At 69.7% G+C, this 15,703-nt stretch carries 19 protein-coding genes; 3 read left to right on the forward strand and 16 right to left on the reverse strand.

What is annotated here, in order from left to right; genetic code table 11:
- Nucleotide 1: 1 nt before the first annotated feature.
- Both AC1Z4A_RS09850 and AC1Z4A_RS09855 read left to right on the forward strand, forming a co-directional pair.
- Complete coding sequence (locus AC1Z4A_RS09850) at nt 2–991, forward strand: zinc-dependent alcohol dehydrogenase family protein (protein ID WP_483677502.1); 990 nt, start codon at nt 2–4, stop codon at nt 989–991.
- A gap of 235 nt (nt 992–1,226) precedes the next feature.
- On the forward strand, nt 1,227–1,649 hold the full coding sequence (locus tag AC1Z4A_RS09855) for a carboxymuconolactone decarboxylase family protein (protein WP_483677503.1): 423 nt from the start codon (nt 1,227–1,229) through the stop codon (nt 1,647–1,649).
- Between the two features lie 23 nt (nt 1,650–1,672).
- Here the strand turns inward: AC1Z4A_RS09855 and AC1Z4A_RS09860 are convergent, their stop codons facing one another.
- Both AC1Z4A_RS09860 and AC1Z4A_RS09865 read right to left on the reverse strand, forming a co-directional pair.
- Nucleotides 1,673–2,239, reverse strand: coding sequence for a hypothetical protein (locus AC1Z4A_RS09860; protein WP_483677504.1), 567 nt, complete (start codon nt 2,237–2,239; stop codon nt 1,673–1,675).
- Between the two features lie 458 nt (nt 2,240–2,697).
- On the reverse strand, nt 2,698–3,288 hold the full coding sequence (locus AC1Z4A_RS09865) for an SMI1/KNR4 family protein (RefSeq protein ID WP_483677505.1): 591 nt from the start codon (nt 3,286–3,288) through the stop codon (nt 2,698–2,700).
- A 59-nt stretch (nt 3,289–3,347) separates the two neighbouring features.
- On the opposite strand from AC1Z4A_RS09865, the gene AC1Z4A_RS09870 reads away from it, so the two are divergent.
- A complete protein-coding gene (locus AC1Z4A_RS09870) occupies nt 3,348–3,632 on the forward strand; it encodes a cupin domain-containing protein (protein WP_483677506.1) in 285 nt (94 codons plus the stop codon).
- Between the two features lie 27 nt (nt 3,633–3,659).
- Here the strand turns inward: AC1Z4A_RS09870 and AC1Z4A_RS09875 are convergent, their stop codons facing one another.
- From AC1Z4A_RS09875 to AC1Z4A_RS09940, 14 genes are all read right to left on the reverse strand, one after another.
- On the reverse strand, nt 3,660–5,090 hold the full coding sequence (locus tag AC1Z4A_RS09875; RefSeq protein ID WP_483677507.1) for a DUF6177 family protein: 1,431 nt from the start codon (nt 5,088–5,090) through the stop codon (nt 3,660–3,662).
- Entirely contained in the window at nt 5,087–5,881 is a 795-nt protein-coding gene (locus AC1Z4A_RS09880; protein ID WP_483677508.1) for a hypothetical protein, read from the reverse strand. The genes AC1Z4A_RS09875 and AC1Z4A_RS09880 overlap by 4 nt, the downstream gene beginning before the upstream one ends.
- 35 nt (nt 5,882–5,916) lie before the next feature.
- On the reverse strand, nt 5,917–6,582 hold the full coding sequence (locus AC1Z4A_RS09885; protein WP_483677509.1) for a pentapeptide repeat-containing protein: 666 nt from the start codon (nt 6,580–6,582) through the stop codon (nt 5,917–5,919).
- 55 nt (nt 6,583–6,637) lie between these two features.
- Nucleotides 6,638–7,027 carry a YwqJ-related putative deaminase gene (locus tag AC1Z4A_RS09890; RefSeq protein ID WP_483677510.1) on the reverse strand — a complete coding sequence of 130 codons (390 nt, stop codon included), beginning with the start codon at nt 7,025–7,027 and terminating at the stop codon, nt 6,638–6,640.
- Complete coding sequence (locus AC1Z4A_RS09895) at nt 7,020–7,499, reverse strand: SUKH-3 domain-containing protein (protein ID WP_483677511.1); 480 nt, start codon at nt 7,497–7,499, stop codon at nt 7,020–7,022. Before AC1Z4A_RS09895 ends, AC1Z4A_RS09890 begins: the two co-directional genes overlap by 8 nt.
- A gap of 25 nt (nt 7,500–7,524) precedes the next feature.
- Nucleotides 7,525–10,305 carry a YwqJ-related putative deaminase gene (locus AC1Z4A_RS09900; protein ID WP_483677512.1) on the reverse strand — a complete coding sequence of 927 codons (2,781 nt, stop codon included), beginning with the start codon at nt 10,303–10,305 and terminating at the stop codon, nt 7,525–7,527.
- Nucleotides 10,302–10,700, reverse strand: coding sequence for a DUF6507 family protein (locus tag AC1Z4A_RS09905; protein ID WP_483677513.1), 399 nt, complete (start codon nt 10,698–10,700; stop codon nt 10,302–10,304). The genes AC1Z4A_RS09900 and AC1Z4A_RS09905 overlap by 4 nt, the downstream gene beginning before the upstream one ends.
- 47 nt (nt 10,701–10,747) lie before the next feature.
- Nucleotides 10,748–11,059, reverse strand: coding sequence for a pore-forming ESAT-6 family protein (locus AC1Z4A_RS09910; protein WP_483677514.1), 312 nt, complete (start codon nt 11,057–11,059; stop codon nt 10,748–10,750).
- Nucleotides 11,060–11,078: 19 nt separating this feature from the next.
- The gene (locus AC1Z4A_RS09915; protein WP_483677515.1) at nt 11,079–11,411 is read right to left on the reverse strand and encodes a hypothetical protein; all 333 of its coding nucleotides are present in this window, start codon (nt 11,409–11,411) and stop codon (nt 11,079–11,081) included.
- 398 nt (nt 11,412–11,809) lie between these two features.
- Nucleotides 11,810–12,199, reverse strand: a complete 390-nt coding sequence (locus AC1Z4A_RS09920; RefSeq protein ID WP_483677516.1) for a toxin Doc — start codon at nt 12,197–12,199, stop codon at nt 11,810–11,812.
- Nucleotides 12,200–12,202: 3 nt separating this feature from the next.
- Entirely contained in the window at nt 12,203–12,454 is a 252-nt protein-coding gene (locus AC1Z4A_RS09925) for an antitoxin MazE7 (RefSeq protein WP_483677517.1), read from the reverse strand.
- 174 nt (nt 12,455–12,628) lie between these two features.
- The gene (locus AC1Z4A_RS09930) at nt 12,629–13,768 is read right to left on the reverse strand and encodes a PP2C family protein-serine/threonine phosphatase (protein WP_483677518.1); all 1,140 of its coding nucleotides are present in this window, start codon (nt 13,766–13,768) and stop codon (nt 12,629–12,631) included.
- Nucleotides 13,769–14,121: 353 nt separating this feature from the next.
- Nucleotides 14,122–14,937 carry an Fpg/Nei family DNA glycosylase gene (locus tag AC1Z4A_RS09935; RefSeq protein ID WP_483677519.1) on the reverse strand — a complete coding sequence of 272 codons (816 nt, stop codon included), beginning with the start codon at nt 14,935–14,937 and terminating at the stop codon, nt 14,122–14,124.
- Between the two features lie 201 nt (nt 14,938–15,138).
- Nucleotides 15,139–15,627, reverse strand: a complete 489-nt coding sequence (locus AC1Z4A_RS09940; protein WP_483677520.1) for a ribose-5-phosphate isomerase — start codon at nt 15,625–15,627, stop codon at nt 15,139–15,141.
- Nucleotides 15,628–15,703 lie beyond the last annotated feature (76 nt).

Genomic DNA, 15,703 nt, shown 5'->3' on the forward strand with positions numbered 1-15,703 from the left:
GATGATGGCGAAGCGTGTGGTGTTCGACGAGCTGGGCGGACCCGAGGTGCTGCGGTTCGAGGAGGTGGATCTCGGTGAGCCCGGGCCGGGCGAGGTGCTGGTGCGGGTGGATGCGCTGGGGCTGAACCGGGCGGAGGCGTTGTTCCGCTCGGGCGGCTATTACTACCAGCCGACGTTGCCGGGGTCGCGGATCGGTTACGAGGCGGCCGGGGAGGTGCTGGCGGTCGGTGCGGGGGTGTCCGGCTTCACGGTGGGCGATGCGGTGCTGACGGCGGGCGTCGGCGGGATGAGTTCCGATGGCGTGTACGGCGATCGGCTGCTCGTCCCGGCCGGTGATCTGCTGCGCCGGCCGGGCGGGGCGGACGCGGTGACCGGGGCGGCGTTGTGGCTGTCGTACAGCACGGCGTACGGGGCGCTGGTGGAGAAGGGCGGGATGCGTCCGGGGGACACGGTGCTGATCACGGCGGCGTCGAGCAGTGTGGGGGTGGCGGCGATCCAGATCGCCAGGCATCTGGGGGCCGTGCCGGTGGCGGTCACGCGGAGTGCGGCGAAGCGGGAGCGTCTGCTGGAGCTGGGCGCGGCGCATGTGATCGCGCTGGATGAAGGCGGTCTGCTGGAGCAGGTGAAGGAGGTGACCGGTGGGCGGGGTGCCGAGATCGTCTTCGATGCGGTGTCGGGTCCGGGGCTGGCCGAGATCGCGCAGGCGGTGGCGCCGGGTGGGCTGCTGATCGTGTACGGGTGGCTGGATCAGAGGCCGGCCCCGCTGCCGATGAACTGGACGCTGCGGATACTGGGGTACGGCAATCTGCAGGTGACGGGTGATCCGGAGACGCGTCGCCGGATCTGGCACTTCCTGGATGCCGGTCTGCGGGCGGGGACGCTGGCGCCGGTGGTCGATCGGACCTTCGACCTGGGGGAGATCGTGGAGGCGCATCGGTATATGGAGTCGAACGGTCAGGTCGGGAAGATCGTGGTCACTGTCGGCCACTAGCCCCCCGCTTCTTCACGGGCGCCGCCCCTGTCGGCAAGAGGGTCGCGCCCGTGCTCCTGGCTGGTCCTGGGCGAGGGCGGCGACAGCGGCGACAGCGGCGACATGGGGGGAGGGGCCGACTTGCGTTGGAGTGTGCTCCAACTCTTAGTTTTCTGTCCGTGGCCGTCGGCCGCCTCTCGCGGAAGCGGGACGCGCCGGAGGCCGGAACGACACTGTGAGCTGGATGGAGCACGACATGACTGCCGAGAACACGACCGCCGAGACCCGCCAGGACCGTTTCGAGCGGGGGATGCGGGTGCTCTCCGCCATCGACGGCGAAGCCGGCGAGCGGATCGTCTCCTCGCTCGCGGACATCTCGCCGGAGCTCGGCCACCAGGTCGCGGCCTGGGGCTTCGGCGACATCTACAGCCGCCCGGGCCTGGCGCCCCGGGACCGGCAGCTGGTGACCATCGGCATGCTGACCGCGCTCGGCGGGTGCGAGCCGCAGCTGGAAGTGCACGTCAACGCCTCGCTGAACGTGGGGCTGACGCCCGAGGAGATCGTCGAGGCGATGCTGCACTCCGCCGTCTACTGCGGTTTCCCCAAGGCGCTCAACGCGACGTTCGTGGCGAAGAAGGTGTTCGGCGAGCGCGGTCTGCTGCCGGTCGGGGGACGGTAGACCGGGGCGGCAGGGCAGCGTGGTCAGGCGGCGGGGATGGTGGCGCGGAACTTGCCGGCGAGGTCGGCGCCGCGGATGACGCCACCCGTGTGGTAGGTCAGGCCCCAGGCACTGATCGCGGATCCGTCGGCGAAGAGGCACATGTCGCGCAGATGGTCGCTGTCCCGGGGCTCGCCATCCTTGATCCAGCCGCCGACGTCGCTCTTGCGGTTGCCGAACTGGGTCGTCCCGCCCAGGTCCGCGCAGTAGACGGCGGACGGGTTGCCCTGCGGGTGCTGCGGCAGCGCCGGCTTGCGGACGTACGCGAGCGCGGCGAGGGTGGGCAGGTCGGCGGCGAGGGTGTCGGCGGCCACGGTGATACGGGACGTGTCGGCGGCGGTGAATTCGCACAGCTCCCGCTGCCCGCCGAGCGGGCTGAGCCTGCCGCCGGCGTCGTAGAAGGGCCGGTACGTGCCGGCGACGCCGCCCTGGGACGCGCACCAGGCGGCCGGGGTGCGCGGGAGCGGCTTCGACGGCTGCGCGGTGGCCTGTGTGGCGGCCGCCGCCACAGCGGCCGTGACGAGGGTGACGGCAAGGACGCGTGCTCGCATATTGCCTCCCGTGAGCGATGAGGCACACAGTCTCCAGCGGGTCGTGTGTACGCGTCAACGACGCGTTCCGCTTCGGGCGGCAGGCCGCCCACGGAACAGGCGCTGCTCGGCATAGCCGTGCCCATCGCGCGGACAGGACCCCGCGTGCCCGGCCAGACGCCAGCTGCCGACGCGTCAGCCCGTATCCAGCAAACTCGCCCAACGCGGCTGGCCCGCCACCTACCTGGCGCGTCAGCTCGGCACCAGCGTCCACACGCTCTCAGACATCCGCAACAAGCGCCGCCGCCACATCAACCTGCGCCTGGACCAGATGATCCGCCTGCTGCACCGCGACCTCATGAAAACGACCCCGGCCAACCGCGGAATCCCCCGCAGCCCCGCCCATCGTGCCCAGGCAGCCGCGTCCCGTACCGCAGCAGGAGCCCAGCTCCCGACCGACGCTGACCAAAGGACAGAACCTAGCGGTGAACAACAGGGTCTGGCGCAAGGCGTGGCCCCCAGTCCGGCGGCAACAGAGCCCACGAACCGTGTTCCAACCACTCCCGGAATTGGACGGGCCGGGCGCCAGTGACGTGGTCCAAAGAGAGCGGGACGATCCGATCACAAGTAGCCCGTCCGTCCCACCACACTGTGCCAGCCAGCGAGCCGGTCAGCGCCAACAGGGTGGAGAAGCCGCAGCCGTGCTCCTGGATGACGACCGCACCGGCCGTCTTCCGGTCCTCGAACCTGCCGGCCTCGTCGTCCCAGGCACGCCAAGCTGTCCGATACGCGGCGTCGTCCTCGAATGCCTCAGCCCGTGGCTCACGTGCCATCAGTTCGTCGTCCCTCTCGACATAGGAGTCGGGATGCGGAAAGGGAACGGCCAGCAGCTCGCGTCGCCACTCATCATTGCCGGCCCACCACCAACCACACCCGGTCCGCTCAAGCCGGAAGAGCGCCCCGCCCGCGCTCACCTCGCGCAGATACGCCCGGTATTCCTTGGGAAAGGACACACCGAGTTCACGTTCGGCCTCGACGATCTCGGCTTCAGTGAGGGGCGGCTCTGTCATGGGGCGAGCCTAGCCCGCGTTATGCAGACCATCGGTCCGCTCGCGCGGACCCCAGCGCCATGGCCGAGTCAGGCTGCTCCAAGGGACACGGCCTAGGTGCCGTCCTCGACCTGCTCCGCGCCGAGACCGCCCGCCCCCGCCCCGGCACGGCCGCCGCCACCAGCGAACTCCTCGACACGACCCTGCTCTACATCCTGCGAGCCTGGTACGACGAGCACGCCCGGGCCGCTACCGCACCCAGCAGTCCGCCGCGCTTGTGGCGACGGGGGCAGCGCCAGCCCCGCCCTACAACCAGTCGGCAAGAGGGTCGCGCCCGGGGCGCACCGAACGGACCCGGCGCGTAGAAGCGCGTTCGGAACTCGTCCACGAAGTCAGCCCAGTTCGGCGCCGCGCAAATGCCGTACGAGCCGGCCGAAGGACTCCCAGCACTCCTCCGACTCGCCGTCGCCCAGCGGGTAGTAGAAGCCGGGGGCCGCGTCCGGGCCCAGCTGCATCGGGGACTGCGCCAGCGGCGTACGGCTTGCGGTTTCGCGGCCCGCCTCGCGGACCTCCGCGGCGCCCAGGACGAAGGCGTACGGCATCGGGGGGCGCTCGAAGCGGGCGGGGGCGGTCAGGTCGCGGCGGGCCTCGCGCAGTTGGCACAGCATCGTCTTCAGGCCGTGCCTCGTCACCAGTTCGGTGGCCAGCTCCGGCAGTGCCTCCAGGGGCGGCTTCTCCCCCGCGCCGTAGCCCAGGGTGAGGGTGATGTCCTCTTCCACGCCGTCCGGGGTGCGGATCACCTGCAGGGTGGCGATGGCCGGGCGCTCCTCGCTGCCGACGACCACCGTCCAGGTGGGTTCGGGAGCCCGCCGGTAGGCCAGGTCGGTCAGCTGGCGCCGGGACCAGGTGAGCCCCGCAGGCTCGGATGTGCCCCAGCCGGTCGGAGGGGCGCCGGTCAGCGCCTGCCAGGCGGCTTCCAGGGCGCCGCCCAGGACGAGGTCGGCTTCGGGCTGGTGCAGGGTACGGAAGGAGAGGACGAGCTGGCGCTCATCGGTGGGGCCGGACTCCGCGAAGGTGTCGGCCACCGGAGTCTCGCCCTTCTCGTCCCGGGCCGGCACGAAAAGGTCCTCCTGCCAGCGCAGCACCGCACCCGTCAGCCCGTCGTAGTAGCCGCACCGCTCGTCCTGGACCACCCAGCGCGAGGGCACGGACTGGAGGAGCAGCCGGGTGGGGAGGGAGAGGCGGCAGTGCGGCGGCGTGACGATCTGGAGGGAACGGTCGCTGTCCACGGCGGCCCGCAGGGCCTCGGAGAGCCAGCTCGTCACGGGGATGACAGGGCGGTCCTGGAGGACGACGGCCGCCTGCTCGGTCAGCATGTCGACAGCCGGCTGCGCGGCAGCCGGAACGGGCACGGCTTGGATACCCGATATGTCGACCGGGTACGCCGCGCCCTTGGTGCCGGGGGCGTCCGGCGGCCAGACGCGGCCGCCGAGCAGCATGACCAGCCGGGCGGCGAAGGCGCCGGCCAGCCGTTCGGCCTCGGGGGCACCGCTGGTGGCGCGGGCCTCCATCCACCACTGCGGGCCCTCGCCGGGCGGCTCCGCGCCGCCCGGGCCGAGCAGCCGCTCCGCCTCGCCGGCCACCTGGATCATCAGCGGCGCCTCGATCGACACGAGCGGCCGGCCCTCGGCGTCGCACAGCTGGATGACGGCACCGTCGCCGGTGGTGTCCACCTGCATGTCCGGACCACCGGCGAGCAGTCCCGCCAGGACGCTCATGGGGTCGGGCATGCGCTTGGTGAGCGCGATCACGTCCTTGGTCATGCGGTGGTCGTCCTGTCCCTGTGTGCGTTGCGAATCTTGAGGAGGGAGTGCAGAGCATCGCCGACGCTCCGCAGATGACCGGCGAAGAGTTCCTTCTCCGGACCGTCGGCCCGCAGGGCGATGGCTTCCGCGTGCTTCAGGGCCCGGTCGCTCGGGGCGACGAAGAGCGCCTCAGCGGCGAGGCACATGGCCCGGCGCGTGTCGACGGCCGACACGGCGCAGGCCAGGTCGACGAGCTGGGTGGCGAGGTCGAAGCGGATGGCTCGGGTATCGCCGGAGAGCCGGAGGACTCCGCGGCGTACGACGTCCTCGACGTCGTCGAGCACGCCCGGATGCGCCGCGCAGCTCGCGAGGGGAGCCTCCAACTGCTCGTCGAAATACTCGCTGTCGGCGATCCGGGTAAGCGCCCGGATCGCTTCCGCACGAGCGGCCTGCGTGCCCTTCTCCTCCGGCAGACCGCTGTCGAAGGCCATGGCCCGGGCCAGCTGCCCGAAGGTGTTGTCGACGGAGAACTTCCGGTCGATGCAGCTGTCGTACCAGGCTGCCTGCTTCGGGTCGGCGGCGGCCGCCACGACCGCCTCGTACCCGGCTGCTTCGCCCCACTCGAGCAAGGCGAGGCAGGCGGTGAACCGGTCGTGCGCCGACTCGGCGGGATCGTTCATAAGGTCGACGAGCCCGGGCACGCGCTCCCGGTGCCGGGGCTCGTCGAGGCCGTCGTCGATGACGTCGTACGGGTCGTCGACGGGGCGGCCGTCGAAGCCGGTGCCCAGCAGGGCGTCTATGCGGGCCACGGGGACTGGCTCCTTCCGAACTTCCGATACCGGGCTCATGACGGCCCTGCAGCTGGTTGCCAACCGGGAGGAATCACCTTCACGTTTCCGCCCCGCTCACCGATCCACGCCTCGAGTTCCGCACCGGCCAACTCCCGGGAGGAGTCGCCGTCGACGACCGTGATCGGCCCGAACACGGTACCCGTCAGACCACGCACCACAGTGGTGTCGTCCACCTGGACCTTGAAGGAGTTCTCGAAGACCGCGGCATCGGTCAGATCCGCCCCGCGCAGGTCGACGTCCAGCAGCGAAGCGCCGCGGATCCGTGTCCCGCGGAAGCTCGCCCCCGTCGCGTCGACCTCGTACAGGGATGCCCTGACCATGTCCGCACCGTCGAGCCGCGCCGACCGGAGCACGGTCTCGTCCAGGTTCGCCCGGACGAGACACGCGTCGGTCAGATCCGCTCCGGTGAGGTCCGCCCCTTGCAGGTCGGCCCGGTAGAAGCATGCGTCGACGAACAGCACGCCCGCGAGGACCGCCTCGGTGAACCACGCACCGGAGAAATCCCCGCCTGAGAGGTCGGCGCTCCGGAAGTCGTGCTCGATTCCGTAGAGGCTGTAGCCGTCCTCCGAATCGTCGAGCCACTCCCGCAGTTGCCGCGTGGCTTCCGGATCGGCCGGGAGCGCAGCCGGCTTCCAGGTCTTGCCGGTGCCAGATGTCATGATCTCCCCCACCATTGCTGTCAACGACCGGCCTTGGCGGTGCGATCAGACCTTCTCAGTCCTCGAGGATCTGGACCCCGAGCGCCTGCAGCAGCACGGTGCACGACCGGCAGGGCAGGGTCGGTTGACCATGCTCGGGGTCGCCGTCGGGGCGGATCTTCTTCGAGAGGAGGACCGCGCCTTTGAAGTGCGGGAGCGCTTCGTCGATCGTGGTGACCCGTCCGTCGGCCCGCTCGGCGTCGAGTCCCCAGAACTGGTCGGAGACGAGGGCGGATTCGGCGCACATGCCGATGAAGCGTTCCCGCCGCTCGGTCGGCAAGGCGTCGAAGAACGCCTGCACTGTCGGGTGAAGGCGCGGAATTCCTTCACCGAACAGGCTGGTGTGGCTGAAGATCTTTCCCTGGATGAGCAGGGAAGAGGCCACCGCGGGATAGATCTCAGACAAAGTAGTCCTCCGCGTCGGGAAGAAGCCGGCCGCTCAGCGCCGCAGCGAAGGCTTCGTACTCGTTCTCGCCGAGGAAATACCCCCCGGTGTGATGCTGGTAGAAGAACCGCCCGTTCTCGTCGACGAGCCAGATCCCGGCCTCGTACGTCTCGTACGCCACGGGAAACAGGCTCACGCCAAGGCCCTCGGCGAGTTCGGCGAAATCCTCGACATCTCCCTCGTAGCCACCGGTCGGCTTGGTCGTCAGAACGACGTCCGGGGATTTGCGCGGCGACCGGAGTGCGAGGTCGCCGTACGTGTGGACAAAGCGAACTGCCGTGTCGAGCACTGCGAGTTGCGCCCCCTGGCGGGCGGCATCCTCGACCCTCACCTGAATGAGTTCGTCCGCGCGAGAGCCGATGTCCCGGCCGGGGAACCAGCCGTTCTCCGTGAGCCACCGCTCCACCTCGGGAGTGTGGGTGCTCAGCGTCATGGTGTTCCTTTCAGGACTCTGCACTCTAAACGGGTTCGATACCGAGCTCGGGAAGAACCCGCTTACAGGTGTCACAGGGCGGGAAGTAGTCGTTGTGGTGGTGCACGACCTTGCCGGTTTCCCTTTCGAGGAAGTCCCCGATCCGCGTGGTGTGAACCTTTGCTCCCTCGAGCGCCTTCCTTGCTTCCTCAAGGGTAGTGATCTTCACGCCACTACGTTCCAGCATCTCGAGCCGGTCGCTGATCAGCGAGGTCTCGGAACACTTTCCGTGACCGCCGCCTATGCTGTCGATCCGTCCGGCCTCGTAGTCCGCCTTGATCTTGTCCAGGAGATCCTTGAGCACGGGATGGGTATGGGGCAGCTTCTGTCCCCCCATCTTGGTCGTGCTCGTGTGCGACGTAATCACATTGTCGTGCAGCAGGCTACCTGCACAGCCGTCCTTGAGCTGGTTCAGACCCGGCGGAATGTTCAGCTTGGCGAACGCCTTGGCTTCCTCTTCCGTCATCTTCGGCTTGAGCGCCTTGTCCGCAAGTTCGTTCGTGCGCTCGCGCAGGGCATTCACCTGCTCCGAGGGGCTGAGATTCTTCACGTCCTCGGCCGGCAGACGGTAGTGCCGCATCTTGTCGGCACTCGATCCGTGCCACCCAGGCTGCGGGTCCAGCGGCACCCCGTGCGGGCCCTGGCCGGTACCGCTCGAACCGTGCGGCGGCGTCTCACCGCCGTGCTCCGGCGTGTGGGCGCCGTCGGCGCCGTGCGGGTCCGCCGGGGAGGCGTCGTGCCCGCTGCCGTGGCCCTCGTGCGGCGGGTTGCCGTCGTCGGCGTGGTGGGGGTCGTCGTGGCCGTGGCCGTGGTCGCCCGAGGCCGGGTGGGAGTCGCCGTGGCCGCCGTGGGCCTCGCCGCCATGACCGTCGTGGCCGCCGCCCGTACCTGCCGTGTCATGGCCGGAGTGACCCGGAGTGCCGTGTCCCCCGCCGGACGGCGTGTGCGTGCCGCCGCCCGAAGCGCCGTGCGCACCGGAGCCGCCACCGGACGAGCCGTGCGAGCCCGAGCCGCCGCCCGTCGGGTGGTCCGACACATGGCCGCCGCCACCCGTGTGGGGCGTGGTGTTCGGGCCGCCGGTGCCGCCGCCCGTCGGGTGGGCGCCGTCGCCGCCGTGCATGTTGACCGGCTGCGTGGACGTGGGGTGGGACGAAGTCGGGTGGCTGCCCGCCCCCTCCACGTGGCTGGGGCCGCCCGCGCCCTCAAGGACCTTGGCCTCCTGCTTCACAGGAGCGGTCTGGTGCTCGTTCGCGTGCTCGTGCGTGACGTTCGGCAGGTCCGCCTTGTGCGGCTCCTTGACGGGCTTCGTGTCGGGGACCGGGTTGCCGTGTTCGTCCCTGATGACGGCGTCACGGCCGACGACGCGCTTGTTGCCCTCGTGGTCGGTGTAGTGGAGGCCGTCGGAATTCGGCGAATGCGCGGGGGTGGAGGACTTCTCGCCCGGGTGCGCAGGGGCCGACGGAGCCGACGGCTTCTCGCCCGCGCCCGTGTGCGGCGCAGTCGACGGCGCATCGCCCGCATGCACGGGAGGTATGGACACGTCGCCCCCCTTCACGGAAGGCACCGACACCTCGCCCGGGTGAGCGCCCTTGCCCGTGGGCAGGCTGCCGCCCAGGCCGTCCAAGCCGTCCTTGCTCGCCTTCAGGCCGTTGAAGAAGTCGCCGACCTTGAGCTTGGTGACGCCCGCCGCCTTGCTGATGTACGTCATCGGGTCGACGAGCGTGCCCGCCTTGCCCACCAGGGTCAGGGCATCGGCACCCGCCCCCAGCTTGCCCGCCTGGCCGGCCTTGCCGAGCTTGAGAGCCGAGCCCGCGCCGATGGTGAGGCCGTTGAAGAGCACCGTGCCGAAGGCCCGTGCCGGGTCCTTGTCCCACTCGTCCCAGGCCACCAGCGACTTGCCGAAGTCGCGCAGGGCCTTCTTCTGCTTGTCCGTGTCGCTGTGGTCGGTCGGGCCGAACATCTTGTCCATGGCCCAGTCGTACGGGGTCATGAGGTACGCGCTGACGCCGCCGAAGACGTTGCCGATGTTCGTCCAGGTCTTCTTGAAGTTGTCCCAGTCGAAGACGTTGACCATGCTGCCGAGGCCCTTGATGGTGCCCCAGACGCCGTCGACGAAGAAGCCCTTCAGCGCACCGCCGACGTTGTCCTTCGTCCATTCCCACGCGGCCCGCAGGCCCGTGTACTCCTGCTCGTCGACCTTGCCCCAGGGCGTCTCGTCGGCCTTCCCGACGTCCTCCGACTTGAAGCCGTACATCCCGGCCTTGTGCGAGCCGTCGTCGACGACGAAGTGCGTGCCGTCCTTCACCAATGCGGTGATCTTGTTCGCGGCGTCGCGCTCGGCCTCCTGGAACGCCGCCCACGTGGTGCCGACCTCGTGGACCAGGCGCTCGTTCTGGTGGACCTTCTTCTCGTCCTGCCGCCAGTCCTTGTCGTCCTTGTTGTCCTTGACGAACGTCTCGGCCTCGTTCCGCAGCCGGTCCATCTTCTCGACCAGCGGCTTCGCGGTCGTCGCGAAGGTCGACAGCGCGCCGCTGACGGACTCCAACTTCTTCGCGAAACCGTCCGCGTTGTCCCGCACTTGGGCCGTGGTCGGGAGGAGGTGGTCCCGATCCGGAGTGTCGTAGTGCGGGCTCAGGCCCTGGAACGTCGTGTGGACGTCCTTGCCCGTGGTGCGGATGTTGGACGCGGTCGTCTTGAGCGAGGACGCGTGCGTCTCCAGGTTCTCCAGGTTGCCCGTGTAGGTGGGTATCTTCCCGGGATCGATCACTTCTGGGCGCCCTTTCCGGGTCCGGCAAGCTCTTCCGGAGTCGGCGCCTTCGCGGCCTCTTCCTGCTTGTTGTAGGCCATGTCGAGGTCGCCCTTCATGTACGCCTCGGTGGCCTCCCGGGCGCCCTTGATGGACTTCCCCGCGCGGACGGGGAGGTACTTCAGGTCGTTCTCCGTGCCCTGCGAGAACTCCTGGAGCGCCTGGGCCACGGGCCCGAAGGCGCCGCCCTCGGGCGCCTTCGAGCCGCCCAGGATCATCGTGCCCGCCGATGTCGCCGAGCCCACCATGTGCTCGCTGTAGGCCGTGAACTCTTCCTCGAATTTGCCGGCAACTTCAGCGGTGTTGCTCAGCACCGTACGTACGCCGTCCGGATGGATGTCCCACTTGCCGTCCACGACGCCTCCCCCGTCCTACAGAACGTTCTGTCCCCGTTGCCCCGGCGTCAGCCGATGGCGTCGACCGCGGCCTTCGCCTTGGCCAGCGTCGACTGCGCCGTGCCGTCGTTCTTCTCCATCGTCGAACGGAGCAGCGTGATGATCTGGCGGACCTCGGTGGCCGCCTTGTTCCACCGCATTTCCTTGCCGTGGTACTCCTCCGAGACCCCGTCGGCCTGGAACTCGGCCATCGCCGCCTTCACCGCCGAGTCCCGCTCCGTCAGCACGGCCTCCAGCCGCGAGATGATGCCCTGCAGCGAGCCCTGCACCTCGCCCGAGGCAGCGGTGTCGTAACTACGGCGGTCTGCACCCGCACCCATGATCCGATTCCCCCTCTTCCTAACGGCCCGAGAAGCGGGCCGCGTCGAAGTTCGCCGCCGCCATCTGCTGCTGCGCGTTGTCCGCCGACTCCTGGTCGCCCTGGCCGAACGAGGAGTCCATGCCGGACTGACCGCCGAGAATCGCGCTCAGCGCGCCGTTCAGATCCGCGGTCACCTGGTCCGAATGGGACTTGAACTGATCGAACGCCGACCGTCCGGCGCCGTTGAACTTCCCCTCGAGCGGCTGCGCCGCCGCGACGAGCTGGCGGATCAGGCCGCCCAGGTCGTCGCTGGAACCCCGCGTCTTCGAAACCAGCCCGGACAGGGTCGTACTGCCCATGTCGAACTTCATAAAGCTCACCCCCGCTTCTTCCCGTGCGTCACACGGCTACTCGAACATGTCTATCAACCTCGTCAAGGTGACCACAAAGTGCTTGTAGGCCTGACGGTCCATCTGTTACGAGACAGTGTCAGTCGTTTCGACCTCGTGAAGAACCGGGTCGGCCTCCTTCCCGGCACTAGCCGGTCGGCAGCCCCAGGCCGTAGAACGTGACGTGGTACGGGCCCATGTACGTGGCCTCGCCGCCCACTATCAGGTCCTGCGGGTCACGGACGCCCGCTGCTCTGGCCGTTGCCAACAGCAGCTCCGCCAGCTCGCGGCCCCGCGGCTCGCCCGGACCGCCTCCGCCCCGCGGTCGGCGGCGGCCTCGTCGAGCGGGCCGCCGCTGATTCGCGCTCAGGGTGTACGCCTCACCCCTGAGCCACCGGCCTCCGCCAGGACCGGAGCCGACTGGCGATATCGAAGACGGTGAGCCGCAGCGCACGGGTGTCATTGATCAGGTCACGCCACTGTTCGTACGGCGCGTCCACACTCTCCCCCGAGGCCTCTACGTAAGCGGTTGCCACCCCATAGGCGAAAAGCTCGTTGTGGGCGGGGAGCGGTCGTTGGAGGACGATGGTGTCGAGCAGCGCCGCTGCCCGCCAGCACGCGTCCGGGTTGTCCTCCTCCAGACTCGGAGTGTTCACCCGGTGCCTGGCTATCGCGGCGGCAAGGCCGGAATAGTCCCGGACAGCCATCTCCTTGCCGAGCAGGTCCTGCTGCCGGTCGAGCAGCCACCGGATATCGATGAGCAGCTCCACTGATCAGGCCGCCCGCGGAGTGATCCGGGTGGACCCCAGCGGGCCGCCGCCGAAGTCGCGTTCAAATGCCTCGGCGAAGCCCGAACGTGCGATTGCCGCACGGAAGGACTCGGTGGCCACGCCGAGCTTCTTCTGGTTCTCCTTTTCGATGGCCAGCTCTGCGAGGTAGGCACGCATGCTCATGCCGGCGTCGGCGGCCAGCGCCTGGAACCGGTCTCTCGTCTGATCGTCAATCTTGACGGTCGTATCAGCCATGCCTTGAGTATGCGCCCACGCATACCTCGGTGAATACTTAGAGCGGAACTGATCGAAGATGGCGTCGGCTGCCGCTTCACCCGATCACTGCAGGCCAACTCCCGGCCGTCCGGAGTCGGTCCGCGTCCGCCGGTTCACCCCCGCGGCTTCCGGCACGCCGGGCACCGTCACCCCCTAGTCCCGGCAGATGAGCAGCAGCGCCCGGTCGTCGTTGACGTCCTTGGCCACCGCCTCGATGAGGTGCCAGGCCGCGCCGTGGAAGCCGGAGGCGACATAGCGGTCGGCCTCGCCGGTGAGGCGGTCCATTCCCTCCGTCAGCTCCCGCTCCGCCGTCTCGACCAGGCCGTCCGTGAAGAGCATGAGGACGTCGCCGGGGCGCAGGGTGCCCTTGACGGAGTCGAACTGGGCGCCGTCGTAGACCCCGAGGAGGGGGCCCTCGGCGGCCTTCTCCTCCCAGCGGCCCGTACCGGCGCTGAGGTGGAGGCCGGGGACGTGGCCGGCGGAGAGCAGTTCGTAGTCCCCGCTGTCGAGGTCGAGGACGAGGTGGACGGAGGTCGCGAACCCCTCGTCCCAGTCCTGGCGCAGGAGATAGCCGTTGGCGGCGGGCAGGAAGGCGTGCGGCGGGAGCGAGCCCAGCAGGCCGCCGAAGGCACCGGAGAGGAGGAGGGCACGGGAGGCCGCGTCCATGCCCTTGCCGGAGACGTCGGTGAGGACGACCTCCAGCGAACGGCCGCCGTTGGTGCGGGCGGCGACGACGAAGTCGCCGGAGAAGGACTGCCCGCCGGCCGGGCGCAGGGCCATCTCCCGGTGCCAGCCGCGCGGCAGCTTGGGCAGCTTGCTCTGGACGCGGATGCGTTCGCGGAGGTCGAAGAGCATCGTTCCGCCACGCCGCCAGGGCACTCCGACGCGGCTGCGGAACTGCGCGATGAGCAGCCCGAAGAAGCCGACGGCGGCGACGACGAGGATGGTGCCCGGCGTGACGCGGTCGGCGCCGTACTCGTACGGATCGTCCAGCACCGCCGACTCGACGATGAGGGCGGTGGCCGCGGTGGCGTACAGCCCGAGCAGGCTGGCGGGGCGCAGCAGCAGCCCGCCGGCGACGATGGGCAGGACGAGCGCGGCGGGCGCGCACCACTCGGGCTGTGCGACGGTGCCCAGCGCCAGGGCGGGGACGGACAGCAGCAGGGCGGTGAGGGCCGCCCAGTCGGATCCGTCGCCCCGGAAATAGTCGACTCCGGCTTTGCGCACGCTCGTGCGGACCCGGTGCAGTGCTTTGCGCATCCGGGCCGTCGGGGTCTCCGCAGCGCCAGTCATTGCATCGGGACCTTATCCACCCATTCGGCGGTGCGTCGATTCACGCCGCGCCGACGCGGTTGCCGTGAAGGCGCCGGTCGGCACCCGGAGAGCAACCCTATGCGACATTCGTTCGCTTGACCGGGAATGCGCTGCTGGTCATGGGATATGGCGGTGAACCGGCCGGATCGGCCACTGCTGTGTGCGTCGGAAATCGTCCGGCACGGACGGGATGTTCCGCTTCCGGCCGCCGTGTTGGCCACACCCGTCGCATCACCCTTACCTGGCACACCAATTGACTCGGGTATCTCATACGCCACGGATGGTGTGCGGGCTCGCTCACGGGAGCCCGGGGCCGCGCGCGGGGGCGGGCTTCACGCCTGCTGGCAGTCCGGGCACCAGAAGAGGTTGCGGGCGGCGAGGTCGGCGGTGCGGATCTCGGCACGGCAGATGTGGCAGGACTGGCCCGCGCGGCGGTAGACGTACACCTCTCCGCCGTGGTCGTCCACGCGCGGCGGGCGGCCCATGGCCTCGGGCGTGTGCTCGGGCCGCACGGTGTCGATCCGGTTGTTCCGCACGCCCTCGCGCATCAGCTCCGCGAGGTCGGACCAGATGGCGTCCCACTCACGGCGGGTGAGGTCGCGGCCGGGGCGGTAGGGGTCGATGCCGTGCCGGAAGAGGACCTCGGCGCGGTAGACGTTGCCGACGCCCGCGACGACCTTCTGGTCCATGAGCAGGGCGGCGACGGTGGTGCGGCTGCGCGAGATGCGGGCGTAGGCGGGCTCGCCGTCGTGCTCCGGGCGCAGCGGGTCCGGGCCGAGGCGGTCGTGTATCGCCTGCTTCTCGGCGTCGGTGATCAGGGCGCAGGTGGTGGGGCCGCGGAGGTCGGCGTGCGCCTCCGGGGTCGCGAGGCGGAGGCGGACCGTGTCGGTGGGGGGCGGGGCCTGGCGCCCGCCGGTGCCGAAGGTGTACTTGCCGAAGAGGCCGAGGTGGATGTGGATCCAGCCGTGCTCGGCGAAGCCGAGGAAGAGGTGCTTGCCGTGGGCTTCGGCGGTTTCGAGGAGCCGGCCGTCGAGGAGGGCCGCGGCCGCTGCGAACTTGCCTTGGGGGCTGGTGGTGCGGACGGGACGGCCCGCGAAGAGGTCGCGGTGGTCCGCGGCGAGGCGGTGGATCGTATGCCCTTCGGGCATGGTGCGTGGTCCTCCGGACGGGGGCGTCGTCGGCTGCGGGGTGGGTGCCTGCGGCGCGTTTCCCCACCCCGCCCCTTCCCGAAACTGGGGCTCCGCCCCAGACCCCGGACCGCGCTTCGCGCGGTGTCCTCAAACGCCGGACGGGCTGGATTTGCCCCCCGCCCCCGGTTACGGGAAGGGGCGGGGTGGGGAAAGAACCCCTCAGCCCTGCTGCGGGTGGTGGGCCGGGATGGCGGGCAGCTCGCCCGTCGTCTCGTACTGGCTCAGCATGTCGATGCGGCGCGTGTGACGCTCGTCACCCGAGTACGGCGTCGCCAGGAAGATCTCGACGAACTTCGTCGCCTCTTCCTCGGAGTGCATCCGGGCACCGACGCTGACGACGTTCGCGTTGTTGTGCTCACGGCCGAGCGCCGCCGTCTGCTCGCTCCAGGCGAGAGCACACCGCACACCCTTGACCTTGTTCGCCGCGATCTGCTCGCCGTTGCCCGAGCCACCGATCACGATGCCGAGGCTGTCCTGGTCCGCCGCGGTCCGCTCGGCCGCACGCAGGCAGAACGGCGGGTAGTCGTCCTGGGCGTCGTAGATGTGGGGACCACAGTCGACGGGCTCATGGCCGTGGGCCTTGAGCCACTCGACGAGGTGGTTCTTGAGTTCGTAGCCGGCATGGTCGGAGCCGAGGTACACGCGCATGCGTCCGAGTGTGGCATGCCCCGGCGCGAAGGTCCGCCAGGGGGCCGATGACCACGCTGAGTGAATACAACGAAAT

The organism is Streptomyces sp. 17_S59, assembly GCF_056930295.1.

What these genes read in the sequence shown, in the direction of transcription:
- AC1Z4A_RS09850 (WP_483677502.1), top strand. Translation starts at nt 2, where the DNA reads ATGATGGCGAAGCGTGTGGTGTTCGACGAGCTGGGCGGACCCGAGGTG.
- AC1Z4A_RS09930 (WP_483677518.1), bottom strand. Translation starts at nt 13,768, where the DNA reads ATGACTGGCGCTGCGGAGACCCCGACGGCCCGGATGCGCAAAGCACTG.
- AC1Z4A_RS09935 (WP_483677519.1), bottom strand. Translation starts at nt 14,937, where the DNA reads ATGCCCGAAGGGCATACGATCCACCGCCTCGCCGCGGACCACCGCGAC.
- AC1Z4A_RS09885 (WP_483677509.1), bottom strand. Translation starts at nt 6,582, where the DNA reads ATGACATCTGGCACCGGCAAGACCTGGAAGCCGGCTGCGCTCCCGGCC.
- AC1Z4A_RS09915 (WP_483677515.1), bottom strand. Translation starts at nt 11,411, where the DNA reads ATGAAGTTCGACATGGGCAGTACGACCCTGTCCGGGCTGGTTTCGAAG.
- AC1Z4A_RS09870 (WP_483677506.1), top strand. Translation starts at nt 3,348, where the DNA reads ATGGCCGAGTCAGGCTGCTCCAAGGGACACGGCCTAGGTGCCGTCCTC.
- AC1Z4A_RS09865 (WP_483677505.1), bottom strand. Translation starts at nt 3,288, where the DNA reads ATGACAGAGCCGCCCCTCACTGAAGCCGAGATCGTCGAGGCCGAACGT.
- AC1Z4A_RS09875 (WP_483677507.1), bottom strand. Translation starts at nt 5,090, where the DNA reads ATGACCAAGGACGTGATCGCGCTCACCAAGCGCATGCCCGACCCCATG.
- AC1Z4A_RS09910 (WP_483677514.1), bottom strand. Translation starts at nt 11,059, where the DNA reads ATGGGTGCGGGTGCAGACCGCCGTAGTTACGACACCGCTGCCTCGGGC.
- AC1Z4A_RS09855 (WP_483677503.1), top strand. Translation starts at nt 1,227, where the DNA reads ATGACTGCCGAGAACACGACCGCCGAGACCCGCCAGGACCGTTTCGAG.
- AC1Z4A_RS09925 (WP_483677517.1), bottom strand. Translation starts at nt 12,454, where the DNA reads ATGGCTGATACGACCGTCAAGATTGACGATCAGACGAGAGACCGGTTC.
- AC1Z4A_RS09860 (WP_483677504.1), bottom strand. Translation starts at nt 2,239, where the DNA reads ATGCGAGCACGCGTCCTTGCCGTCACCCTCGTCACGGCCGCTGTGGCG.
- AC1Z4A_RS09940 (WP_483677520.1), bottom strand. Translation starts at nt 15,627, where the DNA reads ATGCGCGTGTACCTCGGCTCCGACCATGCCGGCTACGAACTCAAGAAC.
- AC1Z4A_RS09895 (WP_483677511.1), bottom strand. Translation starts at nt 7,499, where the DNA reads ATGACGCTGAGCACCCACACTCCCGAGGTGGAGCGGTGGCTCACGGAG.